This window comes from Nocardia sp. NPDC006630, from assembly GCF_040611495.1.
GTDB lineage: Bacteria > Actinomycetota > Actinomycetes > Mycobacteriales > Mycobacteriaceae > Nocardia.
In genome coordinates this window covers 574,741-598,507 of record NZ_JBEXOK010000004.1, presented here as the reverse complement: position 1 = coordinate 598,507, position 23,767 = coordinate 574,741, and the positions used below count along the sequence as shown (strand labels likewise).

The following is a 23,767-nucleotide window of genomic DNA, read 5'->3' as shown; positions in this document are numbered from 1 at the left end:
TTACCCCAGGGCGGTCGCTACCGCCAGGTGCAGGCGCAGGTCCTCGGGCTCGTCGTCCTGGATGGCCCAGACGATCTCCTCCATCGACCGCATGAAGGCCCAGCCGTGTGCGCGGTCCGCGGAGACGTCCAGGGCCGCTGCGGTCCGGTGCACCACCGTGCGTGCGTGTTCGGCCACCGGGATGCTCTGCACCTGGATCATCACCAGGAATCCCGCATCGAACGCGGCTTCACCCAGATAGGCCTTGGGGTCGATCAGCAACCACGGCTCACGTTCCGCCGCAACGATATTGCCGAGATGGGTATCCCGATTCACGATGAGCAGCGGGCCGTCGGGCGCCGCCAGCTCGCCGCACCATTCAGTGGCCCGCGCCAGCAGCCGGGCTGGAATCACCTGCGATACAGCGGCTTCGGGGTCTATGAACATTTCGCTCCACTGCTGCACCATGCCCGCCGCCGTGGGCAGGGCGGGATAACCCTCGGGGACCGCTTCCGGTTCCCGGCGCAATCGCCGGTACAGCTCGCAGGCGAACTCGACCTTCCCGATATTCTCGGCCCGGCCCTCCAGGCTCGGAAATCCCGGCTGCTCGAGCAGCGGTGTGCCGGGCCGCGCCCACTCCAGCAGTAAAGAGCCACTGGCGGAATCGAATTCGTACAACCGGACCGCACCCGCACCGCGATAGCAGAACATTCCGGCCGCCTCGCCGTGGTTCTCCTCGTCCACCACCGGCACCTTGAGTACCGCGACCGATCCGTCGGCCCGCCGGACCGGCGCGACATAGGAATGCGTCCCGCCGCCGAATCCATCGCCCACTACCTCGAGCTCCCAAGCCGCACACCGCTGCGCCACCACCGCGGGCAGATCCCGCAACCACTCACGACCGCGCGCCCCGAATGCCGTGGCAATATTGTCGGAGACCTCCGGCGGCAGTGTGATCGACATCGAACCAGCCTGCCCGAAAACGCACCGGCCGAGCAATCCGGTGTTGTACACAAGGCGCTGCCTCGGCGCCGCAGCCGGATCGACGCGATAGGGTCCGCCCGTGCAAGGGATGACAGATCAGCAGTTTCACGCCGCACTGACGGGGCTGGCCGCCGACTTCGGCGCGTGGGATCGCGCCGCCGTGGTCACGGCCTGCACCACAGCGGGCTGGACCGTGGACGATGACGACGAGATCGCCGATATCCCAGGGGCCGAACGCGGCGGCTGGATGTCGGACAACGACCACCGGACCGATCCGGGCGCACCCGAATACGATGCGGTCGGCATGTATGTGGGACACGCCGAGCCCGATCAGTTCCCGACCTATCTGGCCGCCGCGATCGAGGTGTGGGGTGAGCCGTCGATGTTCGGCGGCAGCCGCAATGTCTTCGTGCGATGGCGTGACAAGGTGACCTTCCGCGAGCTGTCCATGGACCACTCCGGCGAGCTCAATCTGCGCGCGGCCTCCACCGAGGTGTTCGAGGAATGGGACTATCGCGCCTGGGATTTCGAGGACGACCTCACCGAGGTGCCCTTCACCTGGATGGGCGATAAGGACGGGCCCGGGATGGACGGGTTCGCCATGGGCGAGAAGGTCGTCTCGAATTGGGACGATGTCGCCGAAGCACTGAAGAACACCCTGCTCGATGTGCAATTGGGCATGTGGGCGCTGGGCACCGCCGATCCCGATCCCGAACTCGGGCCCGATCGGCTGGTGATCACCCTGCAGGCCGATACGGACCTCGACGAGGAAGACGAACAGGACGACGAGGACCGGGACGCGAGCACCGTCGACAGCGATCTCAAGGTGCAGATCGTGCTGTACCCCGACACGCTGCTGCTGCTGGTCAGCGATGGCGACGACTGGCAGGACGAGCTGACCGCCAAGGGTTTCAAGCCCTATGGCGACGGCGTCCAGGCCCGCGACTACACCGCCGACCCCACCGCCATCACCGAGGCCGCGCAGCTGACCGCGATCTTCCTGCGGCACTTCGGTTTCGAGTCACCCGGCGAGGTCACCCACGACTCCTGGCGGCACCCCAGCCCGTACTCCTACTTCACCCTGACCTGCGTGGGCGTACCCGAATCCTCCTGAACGACGACGTCAGGAGGCGGCCGGCGCCGCGGTCTCGTGCACCGATCGCCACAGGTAGGTACGGCCGTCCGTCATCAGCACGGCGGTCACGAGGCGTCCGGACCGCACCTCGCCGACCACATTCTCGGCGACGAATCGGACGATGATGAGATTGCCGCTGCGCGCGAGCTCCTGCACGTCGGAGACCTCGATCTCCAACCCCGGCTGCACATTTCGCGCCGACCAGATACCGGCCAGAAAGGTCTCCCGGTCCACGGCCTGACCGGTGGTCACCACCGACGAGAACTGGTTGTCCAGCGCGATGCCGATCCGGTCGAAGACCTTGGGCAGCGCATCGGACCCCAGCCACTCGGCCAGGTCCCAGTGCAGGGCGGCGACCACGTCGGTCACGTCGGGAATGGAAGACATACCGGCAATCTCGATTTCTGCGGGCCGATCGGCCCACACCGAGAGCCTAGATCGGCAACTGGCACTGCGCCGAAAGCGAGCAGCTCAGCAGCCAGATCGGCACGGCGAGCAGACCACCCGAACCGGTCAGGACCGAGGTGGCCGAACCACTGTCGGGCACCGCGGCGGAACTGTTCAGCAGGTCGCTCGAGCCCGTCGAATCGGCAACGGGCGCAGGCGCGGTCAGCGGCAGCGGGGCCGCCGCCGCCATCCCCGCACCGGACATGAGCAGACCGGCAGTACCAACAGCAATAACAAGAGAACGCATAAGCGAGAACCTTCCGATCAGTCCCGGCGACTGCCGCGACCGCTCGAATCTAAAGCAAATTCATTTCAGACATAAGCGTCCCGAGCCTTTCACGCTGCCCCCAAAAGCAGGGGCAGAACGCCAGTGGCCCCGGCTGTTTCCAGCCGGGGCCACTGAATTGCGCTCAGCGCGAGGTGCTTAACCCTTGTGGGCCTTGACCGCCTCGGTCAGCTGCGGGGCGACATTGAACAGGTCGCCGACGATGCCGTAATCGCTGATCTCGAAGATAGGGGCTTCCTCGTCCTTGTTGACAGCGACGATGGTCTTCGAGGTCTGCATGCCGGCGCGATGCTGGATCGCGCCCGAGATGCCGAGGGCGAGGTACAGCTGCGGGGAGACCGTCTTACCGGTCTGACCGACCTGGAACTGGCCCGGGTAGTAGCCCGAGTCGACAGCGGCACGCGAGGCGCCGACAGCGGCACCCAGCGCATCGGCCAGCGGCTCGATGACCTTGCCGAAGTTGTCGGCCGAGCCGACACCACGGCCACCGGAGACCACGATCGCGGCCTCGGTCAGCTCGGGACGATCGCCACCGGCGTTCGGCTCCCGCGAGACGACCTTGGTGACGCCCTCTTCCTGGGCGGGCACCTCGACGACGACCTTCTCGCCGGCGCCGGCCTGCGGGGCCGCCTCGATGGCGCCGGGGCGCACCGAGATGACCGGCACATCGCCGGTGGCCTTGGCGGCCACGGTGAACGCGCCACCGAAGATGGAGTGCTGCGCGGTGCCGTCGGCGTCGATCGCGATGACATCGACGAGCAGGCCGGAGCCGATGCGGGCGGCAAGGCGGCCCGACACCTCCTTGCCGTCGGCGGTGGCGGCGACCAGGATCGCGGCCGGAGTCGCGGACTCGGACAGCGCGGCCAGCACGTCGACCTTCGGGGTCACCAGGAAGCCTTCGGCCTCATCGGATTCCGCGACGTAGATCTTCTCGGCGCCGGCGGCGGCCAGCGCGTCGGCCAGCTTGTCGGCGGTGCCGGGGGTGGCAACGACGACAGCGGCCGGGGTGCCGAGGCCGCGGGCGGCGGTGATGAGTTCGGTGGTCACCTTCTTGGGTGCACCGTCAGCGTGCTCCACGAGCACCAGTACTTCTGCCATTGTTCTTTCTCCTGCTGTGTCCATGGGGGCGAGCTGCAAGCACTGCGCCCCGGCAGTTGGGCTCGAGGGGCTTTAGATGATCTTCTGGCCGACCAGGTAGGTGGCGATCTGCTGGCCGCCCTCACCCTCGTCGACGATCTTCTCGCCCGCCGTGCGCGCCGGCTTCGGGGTCACACCGGTCACCTGGGTGCCGGCGTTCGCAACACCGACGGTCTCCGGGTCGACGCCCAGATCGGCCAGCGTGAAGGTCTGAACTTCCTTCTTCTTCGCGGCCATGATGCCCTTGAAGGAGGGGAAGCGCGGCTCGTTGATCTTCTCGGTGACCGAGACGATGGCCGGAAGGGTCGCCTCGAGCTTGAAGACGCCTTCGTCGGTCTCGCGCTCACCGGTGATGCGCTCGCCGTCGACAACCAGCTTGCGCAGGTGGGTCAGCTGCGGCAGGCCCAGGTACTCGGCGATGATGGCCGGCACGGCGCCGGAGCGACCGTCGGTGGCCTCGTTGCCGGCGATGACCAGCTCGATGCCCTCGATCTGGCCGAGAGCGGCGGCCAGCACGTAGGCGGTCTGCACGGCGTCGGAGCCGTGGATGGCGGCATCGTTGATGTGGATGGCCTTGTCGGCACCCATCGACAGCGCCTTGCGAATGGCCTCGGTGGCACGCTGCGGGCCCATGGCCAGCACGGTCACCTCACCGCCCTGGGCCTCCTTGATCAGCAGCGCTTCTTCGACAGCGCGCTCGTTGATCTCGTCGAGGATGGCATCGGCGGCCTCGCGGTCCAGGGTGTAGTCACCATCGGTCAGCTTGCGCTCGGACCAGGTGTCAGGAACCTGCTTGATCAGTACGACGATGTTAGGCATGGGTCTTCGTCGACCTCCTGTTCTGATGGCACGGGTGTGGCGGTCGCACGATTGGTTGGCCGTACGTCCACAAGTAGCTCGCGATGGAGATTACCCTACGTTAAGTTACCCGTCGGTAACTTAGGCTGTGATCTTCTCCATCGGCCGATCCGGCTGCCGCTGTGATATGGGCAACCGCTAACGTCGATCCAATGAGCGAGGCCGTGATACCCACCGAAAACCACACCGATCCCCTGCCTTTGACCGGTGAACGGACGGTGCCCGGAATCGCCGAGGAGAACTACTGGTTCCGTCGGCACGAGATCGCGTACGTGCGCTTGCTGGAACGCTGCGCCGGCAAGACCGTGCTCGAAGCCGGATCAGGAGAAGGCTACGGCGCCAACATGATCGCGGGTGTCGCCGCGCGGGTGATCGGCCTCGACTACGACGACAGCGCCGTGGCGCACGTGCGCTCCAAGTACCCGGCCGTGGAAATGATCCAGGGCAATCTGGCCGCACTGCCGCTCGACGACGAATCCGTCGATGTCGTGGTGAATTTCCAGGTCATCGAACACCTCTGGGATCAGGCGCAGTTCGTTCGCGAATGCCTGCGGGTGCTGAAGCCGGGCGGCAAGCTGCTGATCAGCACGCCGAACCGGATCACCTTCTCCCCCGGCCGCGACACCCCGCTCAACCCGTTCCACACCCGCGAGCTCAATGCCGCCGAACTCACCGAACTCTGTGTCGAGGCCGGTTTCCAGGTGGAACTGATGGCGGGCGTCTTCCACGGCCCGGCACTGGTCGCGCTGGACGAGAAGTGGGGCGGCTCGATCATCGACGCGCAGATCGAGCGCGCGCTCGCGGGTGAGCCGTGGCCCGCCGATCTGACCGCCGATGTCGCCGCCGTGCGCACCGATGATTTCGCGCTGCTCGCGGACAGCGAATCCGATATCGACGCCAGCCTCGATCTGGTCGCCATCGCGGTGAAACCGTGAGTGGCAAGCAATCTCCGGTGCCGGGCCAGTTCACCCTGGTCCTGCACTCCCATCTGCCGTGGCTGGCGCATCACGGGCGCTGGCCGGTCGGCGAGGAGTGGCTCTACCAATCCTGGGCGGCGTCTTACCTTCCCGTCGCCAAGGTGCTGAGAACCCTTGCGGCCGAAGGACGTTCGCACCTACTGAGCCTGGGCATCACGCCGGTGCTCGCGGCGCAGCTGGATGATCCGCACAGCCTCTCGGCCATGCACCACTGGCTGGGCAATTGGCAGCTGCGGGCCGACGAGGCCTCCATGTCGGGCAATGTCGCGCTGGGCAGCCATGAGCATCGGCTGGCGGGTGAAGCCATCAGCGATTTCGAAACTCGATGGCAGCACGGTGCGTCACCGGTGTGGCGTGAGCTCATCGATGCCGGGGCCATCGAATTGCTGGGCGGGCCGCTGGCGCATCCGTTCCAGCCGCTGCTGGACGAGCGGCTGCGCAGTTATCAGCTCCGCGAGGGATTGGCCGACGCGCAGCAGCGCTGGGGCACCACGCCCACCGGAATCTGGGCGCCCGAATGCGGATTCACGCCCGGAATGGAACATGGTTATGCCGCCGCCGGTGTGACTCATTTCATGGTGGACGGTCCGGCACTGCGCGGCGACACCACACTCGGGCGACCGGTGTGGGATTCGGATGTGGTGGCGTTCGGACGCGATCTGCAGGTCAGTTATCGGGTGTGGTCGCCGAAATCCGGGTATCCGGGACATGCCGCCTACCGTGATTTCCATCACTATGATCACGCCACGGGCCTCAAACCGTCGCGGGTGACCGGCAAGACCGTCGAGGGTGCGGACAAGGCGCCCTACGATCCGCAGCTCGCAGCCGCGGCCGTACAGCAGGATGTCGCCGACTTCGTGGCGACCGTGCGCGAGCGGCTCATCGCCGAGTCCGCGCGAATCGGCCGGGGCGCCCTGGTCGTAGCGGCATTCGACACCGAACTCTTCGGGCACTGGTGGCATGAGGGACCGCAGTGGCTGGAGCAGGTGCTGCGCGCGCTGCCCGAAGCGGGCGTCACCGTCGGCACGCTCGCCGATGCCCGGGCCAATGGGTATGTCGGAGAATCCGTGCAGCTCAGCGACTCGTCCTGGGGTTCGGGCAAGGATTGGCGGGTGTGGGCCGGGGATCAGGTGTCCGATCTGGTCGAGCTCAATGCCGAGATCGTCCGGCTGGCGCTGGACACCCTGGACAAGATGCATGTCGAAACCGGTTCCGGCAGTGGCGAATTCGCGGTCGGCGGACTGCGCAACCGGGTCGCCGATCAGCTGCTGCGCGAGGCGATTCTGACCGTCTCCAGCGACTGGGCCTTCATGGTGTCGAAGGATTCGGCCGCCGGCTACGCGCGTGACCGAGCCCATGAACACGCCCATGCGGTGCGCGAGATCGCAGCCGCGGTCGCGGGTGGACAACTCGCCAAAGCAGAGCAGTTGGCGGCAGGATGGTACGCGGCCGACGGATTCTTCCCAGCGCTCGATGCGCGCCGGCTCGGCCCTGCCACGGCGGCCGCGACGGACCCGAAGGAGGCAGCTTGCGTAACCACGTAGGGGCCCGCGGACGCCGCATCGATACAGAAGGACCCCAATGAAGATCTTGATGGTGTCGTGGGAGTACCCACCCGTCGTTGTCGGTGGGCTGGGCCGCCACGTCCATCACCTGGCCACGGAGCTGGCCGCCGCCGGACACGAAGTGGTCGTGCTGGCCCGGCGACCCATGGGCAGCGATGCCACCACGCACCCGACGCACTCGTTCATCGAAGACGGGGTGCTGGTGGTCGCGGTCGCCGAGGACCCGCCGTGCTTCGATTTCGGCGAGGACATGCTGGCCTGGACCCTGGCCATGGGTCACGCCATGGTGCGGGCCGGAATCGCGCTGAACAAGCCGGGCATCGGCGAGGGCTGGACGCCGGATGTGGTGCATGCGCACGACTGGCTGGTCGCGCATCCGGGCATCACGCTGGCCGAGCACTACGACGTTCCGCTGGTCTCGACCATTCACGCCACCGAGGCCGGACGGCACAGCGGCTGGGTGTCCGGCCGGGTGAACAAGCAGGTGCATTCGGTCGAGTGGTGGCTGGCGCACGATTCCGATGCGCTCATCACCTGTTCGGCATCCATGAAGGATGAGGTCGAGCGGCTCTACACGCCGGAGCGGACGCCGGTCACGGTGATTCGCAATGGCATCGACGTGAGTTCCTGGACCTTCCGCGAACGCGCGCCCCGCTCGGGTCCGCCGCGGCTGCTCTATGTCGGGCGGCTCGAATACGAGAAGGGTGTGCAGGACGCGATCGCCGCGCTGCCGCGCATTCGCAAGGCGCATCCGGGCGCGACCCTCACCATTGCCGGTATCGGCACCCAGATCGACTGGCTGCGGGAGCGCGCCCGCGCCCATCGGGTCGCGCGGGCCGTGAATTTCGTCGGACGGCTGGACCATACGGATCTGCTCGGCTGGCTGCACAGCGCCGACGCGATCGTGCTGCCGAGCCGCTACGAGCCCTTCGGCATCGTGGCCCTGGAAGCCGCCGCCGCGGGTACCCCCCTGGTCACCTCGACCGCCGGTGGTCTCGGCGATCTGGTCACCGACGGCGTCACCGGCGCGTCCTTCGAGCCCGCCGATGTGAACGGCATCGTCGACGCCGTCCGCACCGTCCTCGACGATCCCGCCGCGGCGCAGGATCGCGCCTGGGCCGCCCGCGAACGCCTCACCGCCGATTTCGCCTGGGATGTGGTGGCGCAGGAGACCGCCCTGGTCTACCAGTCCGCCAAACGCGGGGTGCGCAATCCGATGGGTCGCCCGGTCATCGTGGAACGTCCACTGCCGGAACGGGATCCGAACCAGCCGTACTGAACCGACACGCCGAACCGGTAGCGGTTCGTGAGGGACACCCGTCTGCTTTGAATTGGAACGTGTTCTAATTCACCGCGATGCGCTCACTGATGGGTGGGCTGATACCACTTGCCCACCACCAGTTTCGAGAGCCAGCCGAAGAGGACGAAGACTGTTACGCCCAGGAGTGAGGCGATGATGATCGCCGCGAAGAGCTGGGGGGATTGCAGGCGGGCGCGGTAGGTGTCGATGAGGACGCCGATACCCGGCTGGCCCTGTTTGAAGAAGACGTCGCCGACGATCGCACCGACGACCGAGAGGCCGGCGGAGATGCGCAGGCCCGCGAAGATGGCGGGCATGGCGGCGGGGAAGTCGAGTTTGCGCAGGCGGGTGAGGGTTCCGGTGTGGTGCAGGGCGAACAGGTCTCGGTGGGCGGCGTCTACGGATTTCAGGCCGAAGACGGTGTTGGAGACGATCGGGAACAGGGCGATGAGGACGCAGACCAGGACTCGGGCATTGAAGCCGAAGCCGAACCAGAAGCCGATCAGCGGGACCAGCGCCAGGATCGGGATGCATTGCAGGACAACCGCATAGGGGAAGAGTGCGGTTTCAGCCCAGCGGAACTGGGACATGAGTGTCGCCCAGGCGATGCCCAGGACCGCGGCGATGGCCAGACCAGTGAGGGCGACAACGGTGGTGCGGCCCAGGGCATCCCACATCTGGTCGGAGTGGGTTCCGAAGATGCCCTGGGTGAGCACCTGCTGCGGGGGTGGCATGAGAAAGCGGCGGGACGGGGCCAGGACCACGTAGGTGATGAGGTACCAGCAGCCGAGCAGCGCCGACAGGACAGCCACCGGTGCGAGCACTCGGGAGGGGCGCTTCATCTGTGTCCTCCTCGGAGCAGATCGCTGATGTGCGCGGCTATTTCATTGAATTCGGGAGTGAATCGCAGCGCACGCTCGCGGGGGTGATCGAACGGGATGGGGATATCCGCGAGGACCCGGCCCGGCCGGCCGGACATGACCACGACGCGGGTGGAGAGGTAGACCGCCTCGGCGACCGAGTGGGTGACGAACAGGCCCGCGAATCGCCTGTCCGCGAACAGTTTCGCGGTCTCGTCATTGAGGTGTTCGCGGGTTATCTCGTCCAGTGCGCCGAACGGCTCGTCGAACAGGAACAGTTCGGGGTCCGAGGTGAGGGCGCGGGCCACCGAGACTCGCATGCGCATACCGCCGGAAAGCATGTGCGGCAGGTGATTCGCGAATCCGGTCAGGCCCACGCTGTCTATGGCGCGGTCCGCTCGGCTATTGCGTTCGGCTCGGTTGAGCTTGTCGAGTTCGCCGGGCAGCGCGACATTTTCACGGACCGTCCGCCAGGGCAGCAGGGTGGCGTCCTGGAAGACGAATCCGATGCGGCTGGCCTCGATGCGCGCGTGACCGGCGGTGAGGGATTGCAGTCCCGCCGCCACCCGCAGCAGCGTGGACTTCCCGCAGCCGGACGGGCCGACGATACTGACGAATTCGCCTGCGCGGACGGTCAAATCGACCCGTTCGAGCGCGGGCGTGCCGTTGCCGAACACCACCGCCGCCTGATCGAATCCGACGAGTTCCGGTCCGAGATCGGCCCGGACACGCTGCATAGTGGTCATGTCCCGGACCTCACTTGGTCAATCCGATGGTGGGATCGATGAATTCATTGGTGGCGAGCAGGGCGGGGGTGAGCGTGCCCGCCATGGAGACGCCGCCCGAGGCGAAGATCGGCTTGGTGATATCGAGGATCTTGGCGACCCTGGCTTGATCGAAATCGCCTATTGCGGAGCCGGTTCCATTGCCGACGATGCCGTCCGCGAGCATGGACTTCACCGCGAACTTGGCATTGTCGTCGTCGTAGGCCCAGCCGGTGTTGTAGGCCGAGACGGCGTCGACGATGACCTTGTTCGCGGCCTCCGGCGAGCCGAGGAAGTCGACCTGGCTGCGCTGCAGGACCGGGACGAGCTTCTTCAGGCAGGCCGATTCGCTCGCCAGATCACCGGTGCGCACAGCGACGGTCGACTTGTAGGTGGGGAAGCCCGCATCGGCGACGAGCTGATAGGCCACCGGCTTGTTCCACGCCTGCACCTGGTGCTCGTACACGTACGGCTCGGTGCTGGAGAAGCCCTGCTGTGCTGATTTCCCGCCTGCCGCAACAAAATACGAAGGTGTGCCGTCGTAGCTGGAATCGACCTGACCCTTGTCGAGAATGCCCGAGCCGGTCAGATAATCCATGTACGCCTCGCCCTGGAAGTACAGCACCTTCGCTTTGGTGGCCTTGAGATCGGCGATGGATTTGACCTGCGGGTAGGTGGCCGGATCCCACATGATCATCTGCGGGCTCTTGACCATCGGCGCGAAGACGCTGGTCACCGGCGCGGAGGACGAAGTGGAAACCGCCTGTTCGGTGTCGACCGAGCCGAGCATGATGTCGTGGTCCTGATACATGCGGGACATGACCGGCTGGAAGCCGATTGCCGGTCCGCCCGCACGGATTTCGATATCCACGCCGGTGTACTCACCGTGCGAGAAAAGTGGACCGCTGACGGATTTGCTCCCGGCGTCGATCTTCGGGTGCGCGCTGACCAGGTTGTAGAGGAAGCCGAACTCCGACTCCGGATTCCAGCCGCTCTGCACGACGATCTTGGCCGGGCAAACATCCTTCAGGTTCACCGCGCCGATGGGTCCGCTGAACCCGGACGCCGCGGTGCTGTCGGAGGACGAGGAACAGGCGGCCAATGAGCCGACTGCGGCCAGGGCCAGGGCGGCAGCGCCTGCCCGGCTCCACCACGCGGTCATCGGAGCTGCTCCACAGTCTGTGCGAGCGCGGCAGTCTCGGCGGGCGCGGCGGTTTGGGCGGGCGCGGTCGAGTCGGTGAGGCTGTAGGACCAGCCGCTGTTGGGGAGTTGGGTGGAGAGGGTGACCTCGTCTTCTACCTCGTCGTCGGATTTGCCCTGGGCGAGAAGGCGATACGGGTCGACGCGGCGTTTGAACTCGGCCTCGGCCTGCGCCCAGGGCTTCATTCCGCTGGCGAGCAGGGTCGGGGTGTGCGTATTCGCGATCACGAGTCCGGCCTCCTGGAGGCGGCGGGTGACTTCCGCCAGGTGTTCCTGACTCTGGAAGTCCCACACCGGAGATCCCTGTGCGGACAGCCCGCCGTCGAAGCGCTTCATCTCCACGTGGGTCGGGCCGAGGTCGGCGAACTCCTCGCAGACCTTCATGATCGACTCGTAGAGGCCGTCCTGCGGGTACAGCGCGAGCAGGCCGATGAGGCTGCGGTTCTTGCGCTGGAAGTGCATCATCGAATGGCCCCAGGTGTATTCGTAGAGCGGCAGCCGGTACGGGCCCGCCTCCTCCTCGGAGCGATTGCGGATCTCGCCGCCATTGTCGGCCACCAGATCCGCCACATTGGGCATGCTCTGCTCGGCGGCCATCATGAGCACCATCGAATGCCCCTCCGGGACGAACCGCGCCAGGTCGGGGTAGAGCGTGGGCAGCGGATGTTGTTGCGGCGAAACCACTTTCTTCAGGACGCCCTCGCTCTTGCAGACATCGATGGAGAAGCGGACGGCCTGGGAGAATTCAGGGAAGGAGATGATCAGCTCCTGCCACTTCCACGCGGGCGCGGTCGGCAATTCCACCTCGGTGATGATTCCGGTGGCGCCGTATGCGTGATGCGCGATATTGACGTCATCGCCGATCAGCTCGATCAGCTGCGGCTCCTCCTCCACCGTCATGACCTCGATGGCGGTGATATTGCCGCGGTCGCGCAGAATTCCCCACTGGCAGCTGCCGATTCCGGCGTGGCCGCCCGCGACGTACCCGCCGATGGTGGCCTTGCGGGTGGTGGAGGGATGCATACGCAATTCCCAGCCGGTGAGGCGGATCTCGGCATCGATATCGGAAATGATCGTGCCGCACAGGGCCCGGACGGTACCGAACTTCTGGCCGACGACGCCCACGATGCCGGTGACGTCGATGACCGCGCCGCCGGTCAGCGGAACACCCTGGCCGAACTGGCCGGTGCCGCCACCTCGGAGGGTGATCGGAATGCGGTGTCGCGCACAGGAAGCCACGACGGTGCGCAGTTCCTCCTTGGAGGTCGGCGCGATGTAGATATCGGCGAGCAGGCCGCGCATGACCTCGCGCAGCAGCGGGCTCTGTGCGAAGCGGTCTCGGCTCTTGGCGCGCAGTACGCGCTCGTCCACCGAATGCTCGATCTCACCCAGATCGGCGACAAGACTCTCGATCGGTGAGAAATCGACGGATGCGGACATGGTTGTTCTCCTTGTGTGCGGCGGGAATGGTTCAGACGGCGCTGTAGAGGCGGGAAACCCGCGCGCCGCAGTCTTTTTCGAGGGCCCGGTCGCGATCGGCGGCGCCGCCGCTGACACGCTGACCGCCGACGTACACATCGGTGATGTCGGCGGCCGACAGTGAAAGCACCGCGAACGGCCACAGCTCGGCGGCGGGCAGGTGGGCGTAGGGCGCGGGCGGATCGCAGACCACAAAATCGGCGGCCTTGCCGACTTCGAGGCTGCCCGCGAGCTGATCGACGCCGAGCACCGCGGCACTGTCGAGAGTGTGCATGCGCAGCACCGTGCGGGCATCGAGCACGGCCGGGTCCTGCGCCGCGGCGCGCAGCAGATAGAGCCCGGTGCGCATGTTCTGGAAGGGATCCGCGGTATCGGCGCTCGCCTGACCGTCCACGCCCATGCCGATGCGCAGACCGGCGGCGCGATAGCCCGGAATATCGGCGATTCCGGAGCCGAGCCGGCCGTTGGAGAGCGGATTCCAGACCATGGCCGCACCGGCGCGGGCAGCGGTATCGCGAATATGCGGGGTGGTGTGAATGAAGTGGGCGAAGACGGTATCGGGGCCGAGGCGGTCGGCGGCCACCAGGTCCTCGAACGAATGCTGCTGTTCCGCAGCGACTGTCGGGTCTTCGAGATAGTGCGCGTGCAGGCCGAGACCGAGTTCGCGCAGGATTTCGCTCTCGCGGCGCATCTGCTCGACGCTGTGCAGGGCGGTGGTGTTCACCGAGATCGCGGGCAGGCGATGCCGGTCCTCGGCGATGAGGTGCATGAATTTGTCCAGCTCGCTGAGGCGTTCGTCGGCCGAGAGCCACAGCGGCGGCGAGAACGAGTACACGGTCCGCTGCGGGCCGTCGAGCGCCGCCTGCCACTGCTCGGCGGGGCCGCCGCCGAATTCGTGAGTGTGGTTGCACACCAGGGTGATTCCGTGGCGAAGCAAATCGTGCTGGCCGTGCCTGGTGAAAGCGTACATATCGCCCGGCTCCATGGCAGCGCCGAATCGCTTGTGCAGCTTGCCGATCCAGCCCATGGTGGAGCAGCCGTCGGCGACGCCGCGGAAGACGCTCTGCCACAGGTGACTGTGTGCGGAGACGAATCCCGGGAAGACCAGCGCGCCGCCGAGATCGACGACGGCCTCCTGCTCGGACCGCGGCCGGTAATCCCCCGCGCCGGTCTCGATGAGCATTCCCGCCTCGTCGGCCACCAGGTACCCACGGTAGGGATCCAGGCTCTCGTCGTGCACCGGAAAGACGACGGCGTCGGTGAACACGGTGCGATGGGCCATCTGCTGCCTCCAATCCCTGGATGCCAAAACGTTTCAGCACCCGTGCGAAACAGCTTGCGCGCCGCAGATTTCCTGGGCGTGAACGCGCTTTACGACCGTGTTGCAAAAACGTTTTGGCAGAGCGTGTAGCATCGAGCACCGAGTTCGACGACGCACGAGACGAGGAGATTCCGGTGGCCGGTTCCCGACCCACCATTCGCGATGTCGCGGGGGCCGCCGGAGTATCGGTCGCCACCGTCTCGCATGCCCTGAACGGCAAGGGCCGCATCGACAGCCGCACCCGGGAACGCATTCACCAGGTCGCCGCCGACCTCGGCTATCAGGCCGACCCCCGGGCCCGCGCACTGCGCACCGGCGCGGGCAATACCCTCGCCATTGTCGCTTCGCTCATGTCCGATGAGAGCGCCGATCGCGACAGCCGGCTCGACTGGTACATGCGCACCGCAGTCGCCGCGGCCGCCGAGAGCCTCGCGCAGGGATACGCACTCACCCTCGTTCCGCCTTCGGATCAACAGAATTGGGTGCAGAACCTCACGGTGGACGGTGTTCTGCTCGTCGATCCCGATCCCGACGACGGACTGGTCACCGCACTCGTCGACCGCGGCCTCCCCGTCGTCCTGATCAGTGGGGACACCGAAAGACAGGATGTGGCAACGGTTTCGCTGGACCGTGGCAGCGCGGTGGAGTGCGCAATGAGCCATTTCCTGGCACGCGGATACACCCGCCCCGCGCTCATCGTCGATTCCAGCCGCCGCCAGACCGCCGCCGGAACGCACCGCGCATTCCTGGATTGGTGTGCACGCCAAGGCATTCCGCCACGAGTGGGAATAGCCGACGCCGGCGACGCCCGCGTCGCGGCCGGCCACGAGGCCGCCACCGACCTCCTGCGACGCTTCCCGGACACCGACTGCGTCTATGCCCCACTGGATTCGATCGCCCGAGGCGTCTCGTCAGCCCTGACCGCAACGGGCCGCAGTATCGCCCTGATCACCGCCGACGGCATGATCGCCCGCCTGAGCCACCCGCCGCTCACTGCGGTCGACACCAAGCGCGAGGAACAGGCCGTCGCGGCGACCCGCCTGCTCATCAGTCAAATCCGAACCGGAACCCGGCCGCCCTCAGAGGTTTTCCATGCGGAGCTTGTCGTCAGGGATTGAGTCAGCCGAGCTTCTTCAAGGTCTTCTGCACGGTCAGGAAGGTGCGGGTGGTGACGTCCTTCCCGTACTTCTTCTGCAGCCACTGCATGTAGGACGTGGTATTCGGATTGGTGTTGTCGATGACCGACAGGATCGCGGCAGCGTGCTTGTCATAGCCGAGCACGCGCACCGTCTCCTCGGTATTGGCTCCGGGCGGACCCACCGCGGGGTTCTTGACGAACGTCACCGTCAAATACGTTTCCCGGCAATGGGTCAGCCCGGCGAAGGGGTCGAGATCCACCAGCGCCTGCAGCTGCTCACGACTGCGAATCAAGGTTCCGCCGCCGATGCCGAGTTCGGCCTGCAGCGCCCGCTGAATTCGGTCTTCCAGGGCGGGCATATCGGTCTCATCGCTGGAGAACACCAGATTGCCGCTGGAGAGCAGCGTGCTCACCTCTTCAAATCCGAGCCCCTCGAATACGCCGCGCAGCTTGTCGTTCTTCATATTCGGATTGCTCGGCATGATCCCGCGCAGGAAAGCGGCGTAGCGACTCATATCGCCGACGGTACCGGGCGGATACGACAATGGCCGGGCAATCCGGGCCCGGCCATTCGTCAGCGGCGCTGCCCTGTCACAGGCGCTGCGCTATGCGGTGACGCCGTTCTTCTTGCGTTCGATATCGGCGAGAGCGGCCATATGGGCGGCGCGGGCTTCGGCGGCGGCGTCCCAGGCGTCCTTGCGGTTCTTGACCACGCGGGCAGGGGCACCGACGGCAATGCCGTAGTCGGGGACATCGCCCTTGACGACGGCATGCGCGCCGAGCACGCAGCCGCGGCCGACGCGGGTGCTGCGCAGGACGGTGACCTTGGCGGCGATCCAGGTATCGGGGCCGATGCGGACCGGGGACTTCACAATGCCCTGATCCTTGATGGGCAGATTGATGTCATCGGTGACATGGTCGAAATCGCAGATGTAGCACCAGTCCGCGACCAGGGTGGATTCGCCGATTTCGATATCGAGGTAGGTATTGACGACATTGTCCTTGCCGAACACCACCTTGTCGCCGATGCGCAGCGAACCCTCGTGGCAGCGAATGGCATTGCCGTCGCCGATGTGCACCCAGCGGCCGATTTCCAGGCGGGCCAGATCCGGTGTGCAGTGCACCTCGACATTGCGGCCCAGGAAGACCATGCCGCGCAGCACGATGTGCGGATTGGCCATCTTGAACTTCCACAGCCGGTAGTACCGCACGATGTACCAGGGCGTGTAGGCCCGATTGGCGAGCACCCACTTGGCCGAGGCCACCGTCAGGAAACGCGCCTGCTCCGGATCCTGGCGACGCGACCCGCGCCAACGCGCACTCAACGGCGCGCCCCACATGCTCGTCACGAACTACTCCTGTTTTTCGCTGGTCGGCCCACCGCTCCGATCGGGCGGGGCGGGCGATCTCAGCGTCCACCATATGACTTCGCTCATAGGGCAGACGACGCGGGGATTGATACCCGCTCGGAATACCTCACAGCCGGACCTGCGGCCCGGCAGTCGAGTAACCCTGCTCGGTACCGCCGTGCTGGCGTCGCACGCCTGATCCAGGGTCAGGAGCCGTGCGCGCCGTGACCTTCCATACCGGGCATCGGCATGCCCGGCATGGTCGTCTCGCCCATGCCCGGCATATCCATCTGCATGGGCGCGGGTTGCTGACCCGGGGCCAGGACCAGGAATTGGCCCATCATGCCCTGGTCTTCATGAAGCAATAAGTGGCAGTGATACATGTACGGGTAGGTGGGGTCGGTGTGGCCGGCGAAGCGCATGGCCAGCAGGTAGGTGGGGCCGGGGGTGGTGTAGACGGTGTCTTTCCAGCCGGCGAGTTCCGGGGGTGGGGCTTGGCCGTCGATGGAGGTGATCTGGAATTGGACGTCGTGGACGTGGAAGTTGTGGGGCCAGTTGTCGCTGTTGCGGACGGACCAGACTTCGGTGGTGTCGACGGGGATGGTCATGTCTATGCGGTTCATGTCCATGCGCTGGTTGTTGATCATGTGCCAGCGCAGGTCGAAGGTGCGGGTCGCGGGGGTGCCGGGGGCGACCAGGGCGGGGATGGCGGCCAGCGAAGTGGGTAGGGGTGCAGCGGGTTTCAGCTTCTGCTCCGGTTCCAGACTCAGGATGTCGAAGGTGTCGTCGAAGCCGAAGGCGGCGGCCTTGCTGATGCCCGCGCGCTGTTCGATCGGCAGGGAACGCAGGGTGACGGGGTCTCCTCCGCGCAGGCTCACGACGATTTCGACGCGCTCGCCGGGGCTGATCTGGATGGCGCGCAAGGGGATCGGCGCGGTGAGCAGGCCACCGTCGCTGGCGATCATCTGGAATTCCCGATTGTCGGAGAACGCCAGGCGGTAGATGCGACCGGAGGAACCGTTGAGAATGCGCAGACGCACCCGCTCGGTGCGGACCGGAAGATGCGCTCCGGCAATGCCATTGGTGAGAATGGTCTTGCCGAGCAGGCCGATATCGGAGGGATCGGATTCGTCGAGCGCGCCGTCGGGAGTGAGCCGACGGTCCTGGATGATGAGCGGAATGTCATCCACGCCATAGTCTTCGGGCAGGTCCAGGGCCGAGGATTCGTCGTCGATGAGGAATATGCCCGCGAGCCCGCGATAGACATGCTTCTCGGTGGCCCCGTGCGGATGCGGGTGATACCAGAGCGTCGCGGCCGGTTGATCCACCGTCCAGCTGGGCTGCCAGGTGCCGCCGGGCTGGATCGTCTGATGCGGGCCGCCATCGCAGCTCGCGGGGACATGCATGCCATGCCAGTGCACGGTGGTCGCCTCCGGCAACGCATTGCGCACGGTGAAGGCCACCGTCTCACCGCGCTTGGCACGCAGGGTCGGGCCCAGTATGGAACCGTTGAATCCCCAGGTGGGCGTGGACTTTCCGGCGAGGATCTCGGTTTTGCCCGCCTGCGCCCGCAGGCTGAAGCGGCGAACACCGTCGGAGCCCACCGTGGACGGGGCCAGCGGCGGGATCGGCAGCGGTCGCGAGCCCCCGGCGGTTGCGGGGGCCGAGGACCCGGACCGGGTGCACCCGGCGGTGAGAGCCACCGATGCCACGGCGAATCCGGTGAGAAAGCCTCGTCTCGAGACCACAGCGCACTCCTTCGATCGATACCTCTCCAGCTTCGTTTGCCGACCGGTTGCTTTCGCTCCTCCCAAAGGTCCGAGACCGATCCGGCCCGCCTCCTCCCAGCGGAGGAGGCGGAGCCGATCGAAACGTGCTAACCAGCGGTTTTACCGGCGCGCCCCGCCCTCCCCCGGACCGTGCCGCAGTCCTCGTCCCCTACCGTTGGGGCGTGAACGAGATCCGGACGCGGCAGCACCTGGAGACGGTGGTGCGCTGCCTGCCGCTGGTTCTGGTCCCACTGCTGCTGGCGGCGAGCACCTTTCCCGGCGAGTACCGGGTGCCCTGGGTTTACTGGGTATTGGCCATGGCCGCGAGCCTGGTGTTCGCGCTCGGCGCCAGGTGGCCGCTGCCGACATCGCTCGCGATGTCGGCGCTGGCGACCCCCATGTTCCGGATTCCCGCGTGGGGACTGTCGGGGCTGGTGCCGTTCCTCGGGGCGATCGCCCTGGTGGACGTCGTGCGCCGCACGCATCGCACCGCGGCGGTGGTGCTCGCCACCGCGTGCTGGGCGGGCGCGGTGGGGTTCGGGCGCTGGAGTCAGCACGATCCCACGCTGTCGCGGGCTTCGCTGGTTCTCGAGGTGAGCACCTATGTCGGGCTACCGCTGCTGCTCGGGTTGTATCTGCGCGGGCAGCGGCAACTGGCGGCCAATCTGGCCCTGCGCGCCGCCGATGCCGAAACCCGGCGCGCCGAAGCCGAACAGCGCACCCGACTCATCGAACGCGGTGCGCTGGCACGGGAACTGCACGATCTGGTCGCGCACCATATGGCCTCGATCGTGCTGCGCATCGGCGTCGCACGGCATGTGGTGGCCGAGGCCGATCCGCGGGTGCGGGCGGTGCTGGACGATGTGCACGGCACCGCCTCGGACGCGCTCGCCGATATTCGGCGGCTGCTGACCGCGCTGCGGGATCCGGCGCTCGGTGAAGTCGCACTGGTGGATTCGGACGCAGCGCGCACCGAGATCGAGGCGGCGGTGGAGCGGGTGCGGGCGGCCGGTTTCGACGTCACGGCCGAAATCCGCACCGGGGTGGGCGGATTGGATGCCATCGGACGGCTCACGCTGCTGCGGCTGGTACAGGAATCGCTGACCAATGTGATGAAACATGCGCAGCCTGGTGTGCCCGTCGTGCTCACCATCGACAGCGTGGACGGCGGCACCTCGGTACGGGTACGCAGCGCCACAGGTCGAGCCGCGAATCCGCCGGCCGGGCACGGCATTATCGGTATGCGGGAACGCGTGCAGCTCGCGGGCGGGCGGGTCACCGCGGGCGCCACCGGTGCGGAGTGGATCGTCGATGCCTGGCTGCCGAACGGAGAGTATCGCGCATGATCACCGTATTGCTGGTCGACGATCAGCGGCTGGTACGCGCCGGACTGCGCATGCTCATCGAATCCACCGAGGATCTGAGCGTGGTCGGTGAGGCCGCCAATGGTGTCGAGGCCATTCGCCTCGCCGCCGAACTCGTGCCCGATCTGATTCTGATGGATCTGCGCATGCCCGGTCTGGACGGTGTCGCCGCGACCGAGGCCATTGTGCGCGCCGGGTCCCGCGCGAACATCCTGGTGCTCACCACCTTCGATGACGACGATCATCTGTTCCCCGCGCTGGCGGCGGGCGCGACCGGATACCTCGTCAAGGACACCGAACCGGCCGATCTGCTGACCGCCATCCGGCGCACCGCCGAGGGCGACATGCTGTTCTCCCCGCCGCTGCTGCGGCGTCTGGTCGATCGAGTCGTCACCACCCGGGACGCGGTGGAACCCGTTCCCGCGCAAGCGGATCTGACGCCGCGCGAACGGGAGGTGCTGGCGCTGGTCGGCGACGGACTCAGCAATCAGGAGATCGCCGGCGCCCTGCATCTGGGCGTCACCACCGTCAAAACCCATATCGGCAATCTCATGGAGAAGACCGGTTGCGACAACCGCGTGCGGCTCGCCGTGTACGCGCACCGAACCGCCCGGACCCCACCGCGATAGCGCATCCCGAAACCCCGGCGCGTGCTCCCGCCGGCGTGCCCGGCACCCTGCGCGCCCACCCGGCGCCACCCGCGAAACGATGCTCCGCACGGGGTATCGGTCCCGGCCGCCGACGTCGAAAGTAGGCTGTGCTCCGGCTGCGTCAGCCCCACCACTTAGCTGCATCAGCCACCACGGCATACGAGAGACTCCGTACTGGCAGAAGGGACACCAGCAGGTGCGAAGCGGCAGGCGGCAGACCGGACGTGACCAGCAGGGACCGCGCATCGGTCATATCCGGGATCGTCGCGCGCCGTCCTGGCTGCGCCCGGTGTCGCGAGTCTTCGCGCTGTCGGCGGTCGGAGTGCTCGCGCTGAGCGCCTGCGGCAGCACCACGGTCGACGACATCAAGGTCGGATCGGGCCGGGGCTGGCCGGTCGCCTTCCACGATGCCCGCAATAGCGCGACCAGTCCGGTCACCGGATCCCGGGCGCTCACGCTGAGCTGGTCGCGACCGGTCGGCGGGCCGCTGGCCCAGCCGGCCATGGTCGGCCCGGAGGGGCAGGTGGTGGTCACCACCCGCACCGATTCCTGCGATATCTTCTCGTTCCTCATGCCGACCGGGCGCAAGCGGTTCTGTAATCCCATGGGGATCAGCGCCATCCAGGGCGGGGCGGCCGTGGACGGCGCCACCAATATCTACGTCGGCGACGACGGCGGTGTGAACGCGTTCAATAATCTCGGACAGCCGCGCTGGCGTACCCAGGCCGCCGGGGTGCCGGTGTCGGTGCAGTTCACCGGTGACGGAAATGTGCTGTCGGTGACCCAGTTCGGACAGATCGACGTGCTGAGCCGGCAGACCGGCAACCGCCAGGTCTCCACCTTCCAACTGCTCGGCGAACCAGATTTCCTGGCCCACCCGGATCTGCCCCGGCCGCCGGACTTCTCCGGCCTCGACGACTGCGCCACCGGCGGCCCGCAATGCCCGGTCGCGAATGTCTCGGCGGTGGACGAGAAGTCGGGGCGGTTCTACGCCACCGTCTGGCGCCCCGGTGAGGGCACCGCCGATCTGGTCGCGCTGACCTACAGCGGTAAGGAGATCCGGCGCGACTGGAGCGCCGAAATGCTCACCGGAGGCAGCGCCACCAGCCCCACCCTCTCCCCCGACGGCTCCACCCTCTATGTCGGCGACAACACCAATCGGCTACTGGCCGTGGACACCTCGAACGGCCGCACCAAATGGGTTCAGGACCTCGGCTTCCCGGCCCGCGGCGCCATATCCGCCGCCGACGGCCTGCTCATCCCCGCCGGTGACGACGGCCACCTGATGGCCATCCGGGACAAGGGCGACAGCGCCGAAATCGCCTGGGAACGCAAGGATCTCGCCCTCCGCGGCCACCCCGTCCAAACCGCCGGCGGCACCGGCTACACCGTCGCCCCCATCGGCGACAACCTCAACCTCGTCACCTTCGACACCCAATCCGGCGCAACCGTCGACTCCCACGTACTCCCCGGCGCCCAGGGCAGCACCGCCGGCACCACCGTCGGCCCCGACGGCCAGATCGTCGTCGCCACCCGCATCGGCGAACTGTTCGTCTTCAAGCCCACCAAGAAGTAAACGCACGACGCGAGATTCGGCCCCCGGAGAAATCCGGGGGCCGAACTGCGTTGCAGGGCCTGCTATTCGGGGCGGATCGAGTCGAGGCGGGTGGCGGCGCGTTCGAGGAGTTGCGCGAGGGTTGTGCGTTCGGCTGCGGTGAATTCGTCGGCCAGGGCGCGTTCTACTCGGACTGCGCGTTTGTCGGCGTCTCGGAGGGTTTGCTCGCCGGTGGCGGTGAGGCGGGTTTCGAGGACGTTCTTGTGCCAGGCGTGGGGGGTGCGGGTGATGAGGGCGCGGTCTTGGAGGTTGGCCAGGATGGTGTTCATGGTGGGTGGGGTGACGCCACATTCGCGGGCCAGGGCGGCGGCGGAGATGCCGGGGCTGGAGCTCAGGACGAAGAGGGCGGCGTATTGGGGGACGGTGACGCCTGCGGGTTTGAGGGCGGGGTTCTTCGCGCCCTGGAGGGCCTGTTCGGCGCGCTTGATGTAGGAACCCAGGCGCTCGGAGGCGGGCATCGACGTCACAGGGTGCATGGTAATCGACCCTTCCAACCATTCGCATATTGACGAGTATTAGAACTCTAATCTATGTTCGTGTCCGCACTATGGTGCGACTACTATCGAACTGCCATCGGAAGGCCCCGCATGTTCCGCCTGACACGACTCCGCTTCGCCGCTCCCGCGGCACTGCTGCTCACCCTGGCGGCCTGCTCCCATGACACGGACGCCACTCCTGCCGCGACCGCGCCCGCCACGCACATCGGCATCGCCTACGAGCTGCCCGATACGCAGGCATACCCGGAAAGCATTGCGGCGGATGCGCGGAGCGGGGCGATCTACGTCAGCTCCTTCCTCGACGGCGCGGTCTACCGGGCCACACCCGGCAAACAGCAGGCCGAGGTCTTCCTGCCCGCCGGAACCGACGGCCGGCAGACCGCCAACGGGGTGAAGGTTGATGCCGCCGGGCGGCTGTGGGTCATCGACCACACGCACGGGGTCGCGGTGTACGACACCGGGACTCGCGCGCTCATCGCCCGGTTCGATGTGCGGGAGGCGCAGCCGTTCGTGAACGATCTGGCCATCACCGCGGATGGCACTGTGTACCTGACCGACAGCGTGCGGCCGGTGATCTATCGCATCACCCCGCAGCAGTTCGGTGATGCCGTCGCGCACGGCGGCCGTGGAGAGCTGTCCACCTTCAGCGATCTGGGTCCCGCGAAAGATGCTGCCGCACAGCAGCCGATCACCCTCAATGGCCTGGTCGCCGATCCGGCGGGCCGCTATCTACTGGCCGTCGATATGCCCAATGGCGACCTGTATCGGGTCGCGCTCGATGGGCAGCGGCAGATCCGCAAGGTGACGCTGCACGGCGGGAATATGGTGGACGGCGACGGGCTGGAATTGCGCGGCGACACACTCTGGGTGGTGCACAACAAGAGTGATGCCATCAGCCGCTGGCGCATTACTGATGACGGGGCGAATGCCGAACTCCAGCAGCGCCTCACGGATCCGGCGCTGGACATCCCCACATCCATCGTGCACGTGGGAGACCATGCGCTGGTGTCCATCTCGCAGTTCGACAAGAACGGGCCCTATGGCGCCGGGACTCCCGCACCCTTCACCGTGGCTGCTGTGGACGGTATCTAGC

Annotated in this window: 24 protein-coding genes; 10 read left to right on the top strand and 14 right to left on the bottom strand. The window is 66.8% G+C overall.

Translation table 11 applies throughout. From position 1 onward, the window contains the following. The gene (locus ABZX86_RS14535) at window positions 1–942 is read right to left on the bottom strand and encodes an aminoglycoside phosphotransferase family protein (RefSeq protein ID WP_355123574.1); all 942 of its coding nucleotides are present in this window, start codon (window positions 940–942) and stop codon (window positions 1–3) included. A gap of 100 nt (window positions 943–1,042) precedes the next feature. Here ABZX86_RS14535 and ABZX86_RS14530 point away from each other — a divergent pair, with 100 nt between their 5' ends. Next, the gene (locus tag ABZX86_RS14530) at window positions 1,043–2,077 is read left to right on the top strand and encodes a hypothetical protein (protein ID WP_355123572.1); all 1,035 of its coding nucleotides are present in this window, start codon (window positions 1,043–1,045) and stop codon (window positions 2,075–2,077) included. Window positions 2,078–2,086: 9 nt separating this feature from the next. On the opposite strand, the gene ABZX86_RS14525 is transcribed toward ABZX86_RS14530, so the two are convergent. The 4 genes from ABZX86_RS14525 to ABZX86_RS14510 form a co-directional block, all read right to left on the bottom strand. Next, the gene (locus ABZX86_RS14525) at window positions 2,087–2,485 is read right to left on the bottom strand and encodes a hypothetical protein (protein WP_355123570.1); all 399 of its coding nucleotides are present in this window, start codon (window positions 2,483–2,485) and stop codon (window positions 2,087–2,089) included. Window positions 2,486–2,531: 46 nt separating this feature from the next. Further along, a complete protein-coding gene (locus ABZX86_RS14520; RefSeq protein WP_355123568.1) occupies window positions 2,532–2,792 on the bottom strand; it encodes a hypothetical protein in 261 nt (86 codons plus the stop codon). 177 nt (window positions 2,793–2,969) lie between these two features. After that, window positions 2,970–3,929: an electron transfer flavoprotein subunit alpha/FixB family protein gene (locus ABZX86_RS14515; RefSeq protein WP_355123566.1), complete on the bottom strand. Its 960-nt coding sequence runs from the start codon at window positions 3,927–3,929 to the stop codon at window positions 2,970–2,972. Window positions 3,930–4,001: 72 nt separating this feature from the next. Beyond that, window positions 4,002–4,787 (bottom strand): electron transfer flavoprotein subunit beta/FixA family protein, encoded by a 786-nt coding sequence (locus ABZX86_RS14510; protein ID WP_327144625.1) that lies wholly within the window; start codon window positions 4,785–4,787, stop codon window positions 4,002–4,004. Window positions 4,788–4,978: 191 nt separating this feature from the next. Between ABZX86_RS14510 and ABZX86_RS14505 the strand changes: the two genes are divergently transcribed. From ABZX86_RS14505 to ABZX86_RS14495, 3 genes are read left to right on the top strand one after another with little or no spacing between them, the layout of a single operon-like run. Then, window positions 4,979–5,761, top strand: coding sequence for a class I SAM-dependent methyltransferase (locus ABZX86_RS14505; RefSeq protein ID WP_355123564.1), 783 nt, complete (start codon window positions 4,979–4,981; stop codon window positions 5,759–5,761). Then, the gene (locus ABZX86_RS14500; protein WP_355123562.1) at window positions 5,758–7,347 is read left to right on the top strand and encodes a glycoside hydrolase family 57 protein; all 1,590 of its coding nucleotides are present in this window, start codon (window positions 5,758–5,760) and stop codon (window positions 7,345–7,347) included. Before ABZX86_RS14505 ends, ABZX86_RS14500 begins: the two co-directional genes overlap by 4 nt. A 37-nt stretch (window positions 7,348–7,384) precedes the next feature. Then, window positions 7,385–8,647, top strand: coding sequence for a glycosyltransferase family 4 protein (locus ABZX86_RS14495; protein WP_297621365.1), 1,263 nt, complete (start codon window positions 7,385–7,387; stop codon window positions 8,645–8,647). Window positions 8,648–8,730: 83 nt separating this feature from the next. Here the strand turns inward: ABZX86_RS14495 and ABZX86_RS14490 are convergent, their stop codons facing one another. The 5 genes from ABZX86_RS14490 to ABZX86_RS14470 are packed head-to-tail and all read right to left on the bottom strand — an operon-like array spanning window position 8,731 to window position 14,253. Further along, the gene (locus tag ABZX86_RS14490) at window positions 8,731–9,510 is read right to left on the bottom strand and encodes an ABC transporter permease (protein ID WP_355123560.1); all 780 of its coding nucleotides are present in this window, start codon (window positions 9,508–9,510) and stop codon (window positions 8,731–8,733) included. Then, window positions 9,507–10,265, bottom strand: a complete 759-nt coding sequence (locus ABZX86_RS14485; RefSeq protein ID WP_355123850.1) for an ABC transporter ATP-binding protein — start codon at window positions 10,263–10,265, stop codon at window positions 9,507–9,509. Before ABZX86_RS14485 ends, ABZX86_RS14490 begins: the two co-directional genes overlap by 4 nt. Window positions 10,266–10,284: 19 nt before the next feature. Then, window positions 10,285–11,454: an ABC transporter substrate-binding protein gene (locus ABZX86_RS14480; RefSeq protein WP_355123558.1), complete on the bottom strand. Its 1,170-nt coding sequence runs from the start codon at window positions 11,452–11,454 to the stop codon at window positions 10,285–10,287. Continuing rightward, window positions 11,451–12,932 (bottom strand): FAD-binding oxidoreductase, encoded by a 1,482-nt coding sequence (locus tag ABZX86_RS14475; RefSeq protein ID WP_355123556.1) that lies wholly within the window; start codon window positions 12,930–12,932, stop codon window positions 11,451–11,453. Before ABZX86_RS14475 ends, ABZX86_RS14480 begins: the two co-directional genes overlap by 4 nt. A gap of 31 nt (window positions 12,933–12,963) precedes the next feature. Continuing rightward, window positions 12,964–14,253 carry an amidohydrolase family protein gene (locus ABZX86_RS14470; RefSeq protein WP_355123554.1) on the bottom strand — a complete coding sequence of 430 codons (1,290 nt, stop codon included), beginning with the start codon at window positions 14,251–14,253 and terminating at the stop codon, window positions 12,964–12,966. Window positions 14,254–14,426: 173 nt separating this feature from the next. Between ABZX86_RS14470 and ABZX86_RS14465 the strand changes: the two genes are divergently transcribed. Next, window positions 14,427–15,410: a LacI family DNA-binding transcriptional regulator gene (locus ABZX86_RS14465; protein WP_355123552.1), complete on the top strand. Its 984-nt coding sequence runs from the start codon at window positions 14,427–14,429 to the stop codon at window positions 15,408–15,410. A 1-nt stretch (window position 15,411) separates the two neighbouring features. Here the strand turns inward: ABZX86_RS14465 and ABZX86_RS14460 are convergent, their stop codons facing one another. Together ABZX86_RS14460 and ABZX86_RS14455 are read right to left on the bottom strand one after the other, a co-directional pair. Continuing rightward, on the bottom strand, window positions 15,412–15,945 hold the full coding sequence (locus ABZX86_RS14460) for a DUF1697 domain-containing protein (RefSeq protein ID WP_355123550.1): 534 nt from the start codon (window positions 15,943–15,945) through the stop codon (window positions 15,412–15,414). Between the two features lie 90 nt (window positions 15,946–16,035). Further along, entirely contained in the window at window positions 16,036–16,779 is a 744-nt protein-coding gene (locus ABZX86_RS14455) for an acyltransferase (RefSeq protein ID WP_327144613.1), read from the bottom strand. A gap of 73 nt (window positions 16,780–16,852) precedes the next feature. Here ABZX86_RS14455 and ABZX86_RS14450 point away from each other — a divergent pair, with 73 nt between their 5' ends. Then, entirely contained in the window at window positions 16,853–16,978 is a 126-nt protein-coding gene (locus ABZX86_RS14450; RefSeq protein ID WP_355123548.1) for a hypothetical protein, read from the top strand. Window positions 16,979–16,985: 7 nt separating this feature from the next. On the opposite strand, the gene ABZX86_RS14445 is transcribed toward ABZX86_RS14450, so the two are convergent. Beyond that, window positions 16,986–18,527 (bottom strand): multicopper oxidase domain-containing protein, encoded by a 1,542-nt coding sequence (locus tag ABZX86_RS14445; RefSeq protein ID WP_355123546.1) that lies wholly within the window; start codon window positions 18,525–18,527, stop codon window positions 16,986–16,988. A gap of 203 nt (window positions 18,528–18,730) precedes the next feature. Here ABZX86_RS14445 and ABZX86_RS14440 point away from each other — a divergent pair, with 203 nt between their 5' ends. The 3 genes from ABZX86_RS14440 (at window position 18,731) to ABZX86_RS14430 (ending at window position 22,138) form a co-directional block, all read left to right on the top strand. Next, window positions 18,731–19,894, top strand: coding sequence for a histidine kinase (locus ABZX86_RS14440; RefSeq protein WP_355123544.1), 1,164 nt, complete (start codon window positions 18,731–18,733; stop codon window positions 19,892–19,894). Further along, window positions 19,891–20,541: a response regulator transcription factor gene (locus ABZX86_RS14435; protein WP_355123542.1), complete on the top strand. Its 651-nt coding sequence runs from the start codon at window positions 19,891–19,893 to the stop codon at window positions 20,539–20,541. The genes ABZX86_RS14440 and ABZX86_RS14435 overlap by 4 nt, the downstream gene beginning before the upstream one ends. Window positions 20,542–20,758: 217 nt before the next feature. Then, window positions 20,759–22,138, top strand: coding sequence for a PQQ-binding-like beta-propeller repeat protein (locus ABZX86_RS14430; protein WP_355123540.1), 1,380 nt, complete (start codon window positions 20,759–20,761; stop codon window positions 22,136–22,138). 62 nt (window positions 22,139–22,200) lie between these two features. Here ABZX86_RS14430 and ABZX86_RS14425 read toward each other — a convergent pair whose 3' ends face one another. After that, entirely contained in the window at window positions 22,201–22,635 is a 435-nt protein-coding gene (locus ABZX86_RS14425; RefSeq protein ID WP_355123848.1) for a MarR family transcriptional regulator, read from the bottom strand. A 129-nt stretch (window positions 22,636–22,764) separates the two neighbouring features. Between ABZX86_RS14425 and ABZX86_RS14420 the strand changes: the two genes are divergently transcribed. After that, on the top strand, window positions 22,765–23,766 hold the full coding sequence (locus ABZX86_RS14420; RefSeq protein ID WP_355123538.1) for an SMP-30/gluconolactonase/LRE family protein: 1,002 nt from the start codon (window positions 22,765–22,767) through the stop codon (window positions 23,764–23,766). Window position 23,767 lies beyond the last annotated feature (1 nt).

Bases quoted from the DNA above. Each gene is read 5' to 3' on its own strand.
- ABZX86_RS14460 (WP_355123550.1), bottom strand. From the start codon at position 15,945: ATGAGTCGCTACGCCGCTTTCCTGCGCGGGATCATGCCGAGCAATCCG.
- ABZX86_RS14420 (WP_355123538.1), top strand. From the start codon at position 22,765: ATGTTCCGCCTGACACGACTCCGCTTCGCCGCTCCCGCGGCACTGCTG.
- ABZX86_RS14435 (WP_355123542.1), top strand. From the start codon at position 19,891: ATGATCACCGTATTGCTGGTCGACGATCAGCGGCTGGTACGCGCCGGA.
- ABZX86_RS14535 (WP_355123574.1), bottom strand. From the start codon at position 942: ATGTCGATCACACTGCCGCCGGAGGTCTCCGACAATATTGCCACGGCA.
- ABZX86_RS14520 (WP_355123568.1), bottom strand. From the start codon at position 2,792: ATGCGTTCTCTTGTTATTGCTGTTGGTACTGCCGGTCTGCTCATGTCC.
- ABZX86_RS14510 (WP_327144625.1), bottom strand. From the start codon at position 4,787: ATGCCTAACATCGTCGTACTGATCAAGCAGGTTCCTGACACCTGGTCC.
- ABZX86_RS14495 (WP_297621365.1), top strand. From the start codon at position 7,385: ATGAAGATCTTGATGGTGTCGTGGGAGTACCCACCCGTCGTTGTCGGT.
- ABZX86_RS14525 (WP_355123570.1), bottom strand. From the start codon at position 2,485: ATGTCTTCCATTCCCGACGTGACCGACGTGGTCGCCGCCCTGCACTGG.
- ABZX86_RS14475 (WP_355123556.1), bottom strand. From the start codon at position 12,932: ATGTCCGCATCCGTCGATTTCTCACCGATCGAGAGTCTTGTCGCCGAT.
- ABZX86_RS14505 (WP_355123564.1), top strand. From the start codon at position 4,979: ATGAGCGAGGCCGTGATACCCACCGAAAACCACACCGATCCCCTGCCT.
- ABZX86_RS14515 (WP_355123566.1), bottom strand. From the start codon at position 3,929: ATGGCAGAAGTACTGGTGCTCGTGGAGCACGCTGACGGTGCACCCAAG.
- ABZX86_RS14450 (WP_355123548.1), top strand. From the start codon at position 16,853: ATGACTTCGCTCATAGGGCAGACGACGCGGGGATTGATACCCGCTCGG.
- ABZX86_RS14480 (WP_355123558.1), bottom strand. From the start codon at position 11,454: ATGACCGCGTGGTGGAGCCGGGCAGGCGCTGCCGCCCTGGCCCTGGCC.
- ABZX86_RS14485 (WP_355123850.1), bottom strand. From the start codon at position 10,265: ATGCAGCGTGTCCGGGCCGATCTCGGACCGGAACTCGTCGGATTCGAT.
- ABZX86_RS14470 (WP_355123554.1), bottom strand. From the start codon at position 14,253: ATGGCCCATCGCACCGTGTTCACCGACGCCGTCGTCTTTCCGGTGCAC.
- ABZX86_RS14425 (WP_355123848.1), bottom strand. From the start codon at position 22,635: ATGCCCGCCTCCGAGCGCCTGGGTTCCTACATCAAGCGCGCCGAACAG.
- ABZX86_RS14490 (WP_355123560.1), bottom strand. From the start codon at position 9,510: ATGAAGCGCCCCTCCCGAGTGCTCGCACCGGTGGCTGTCCTGTCGGCG.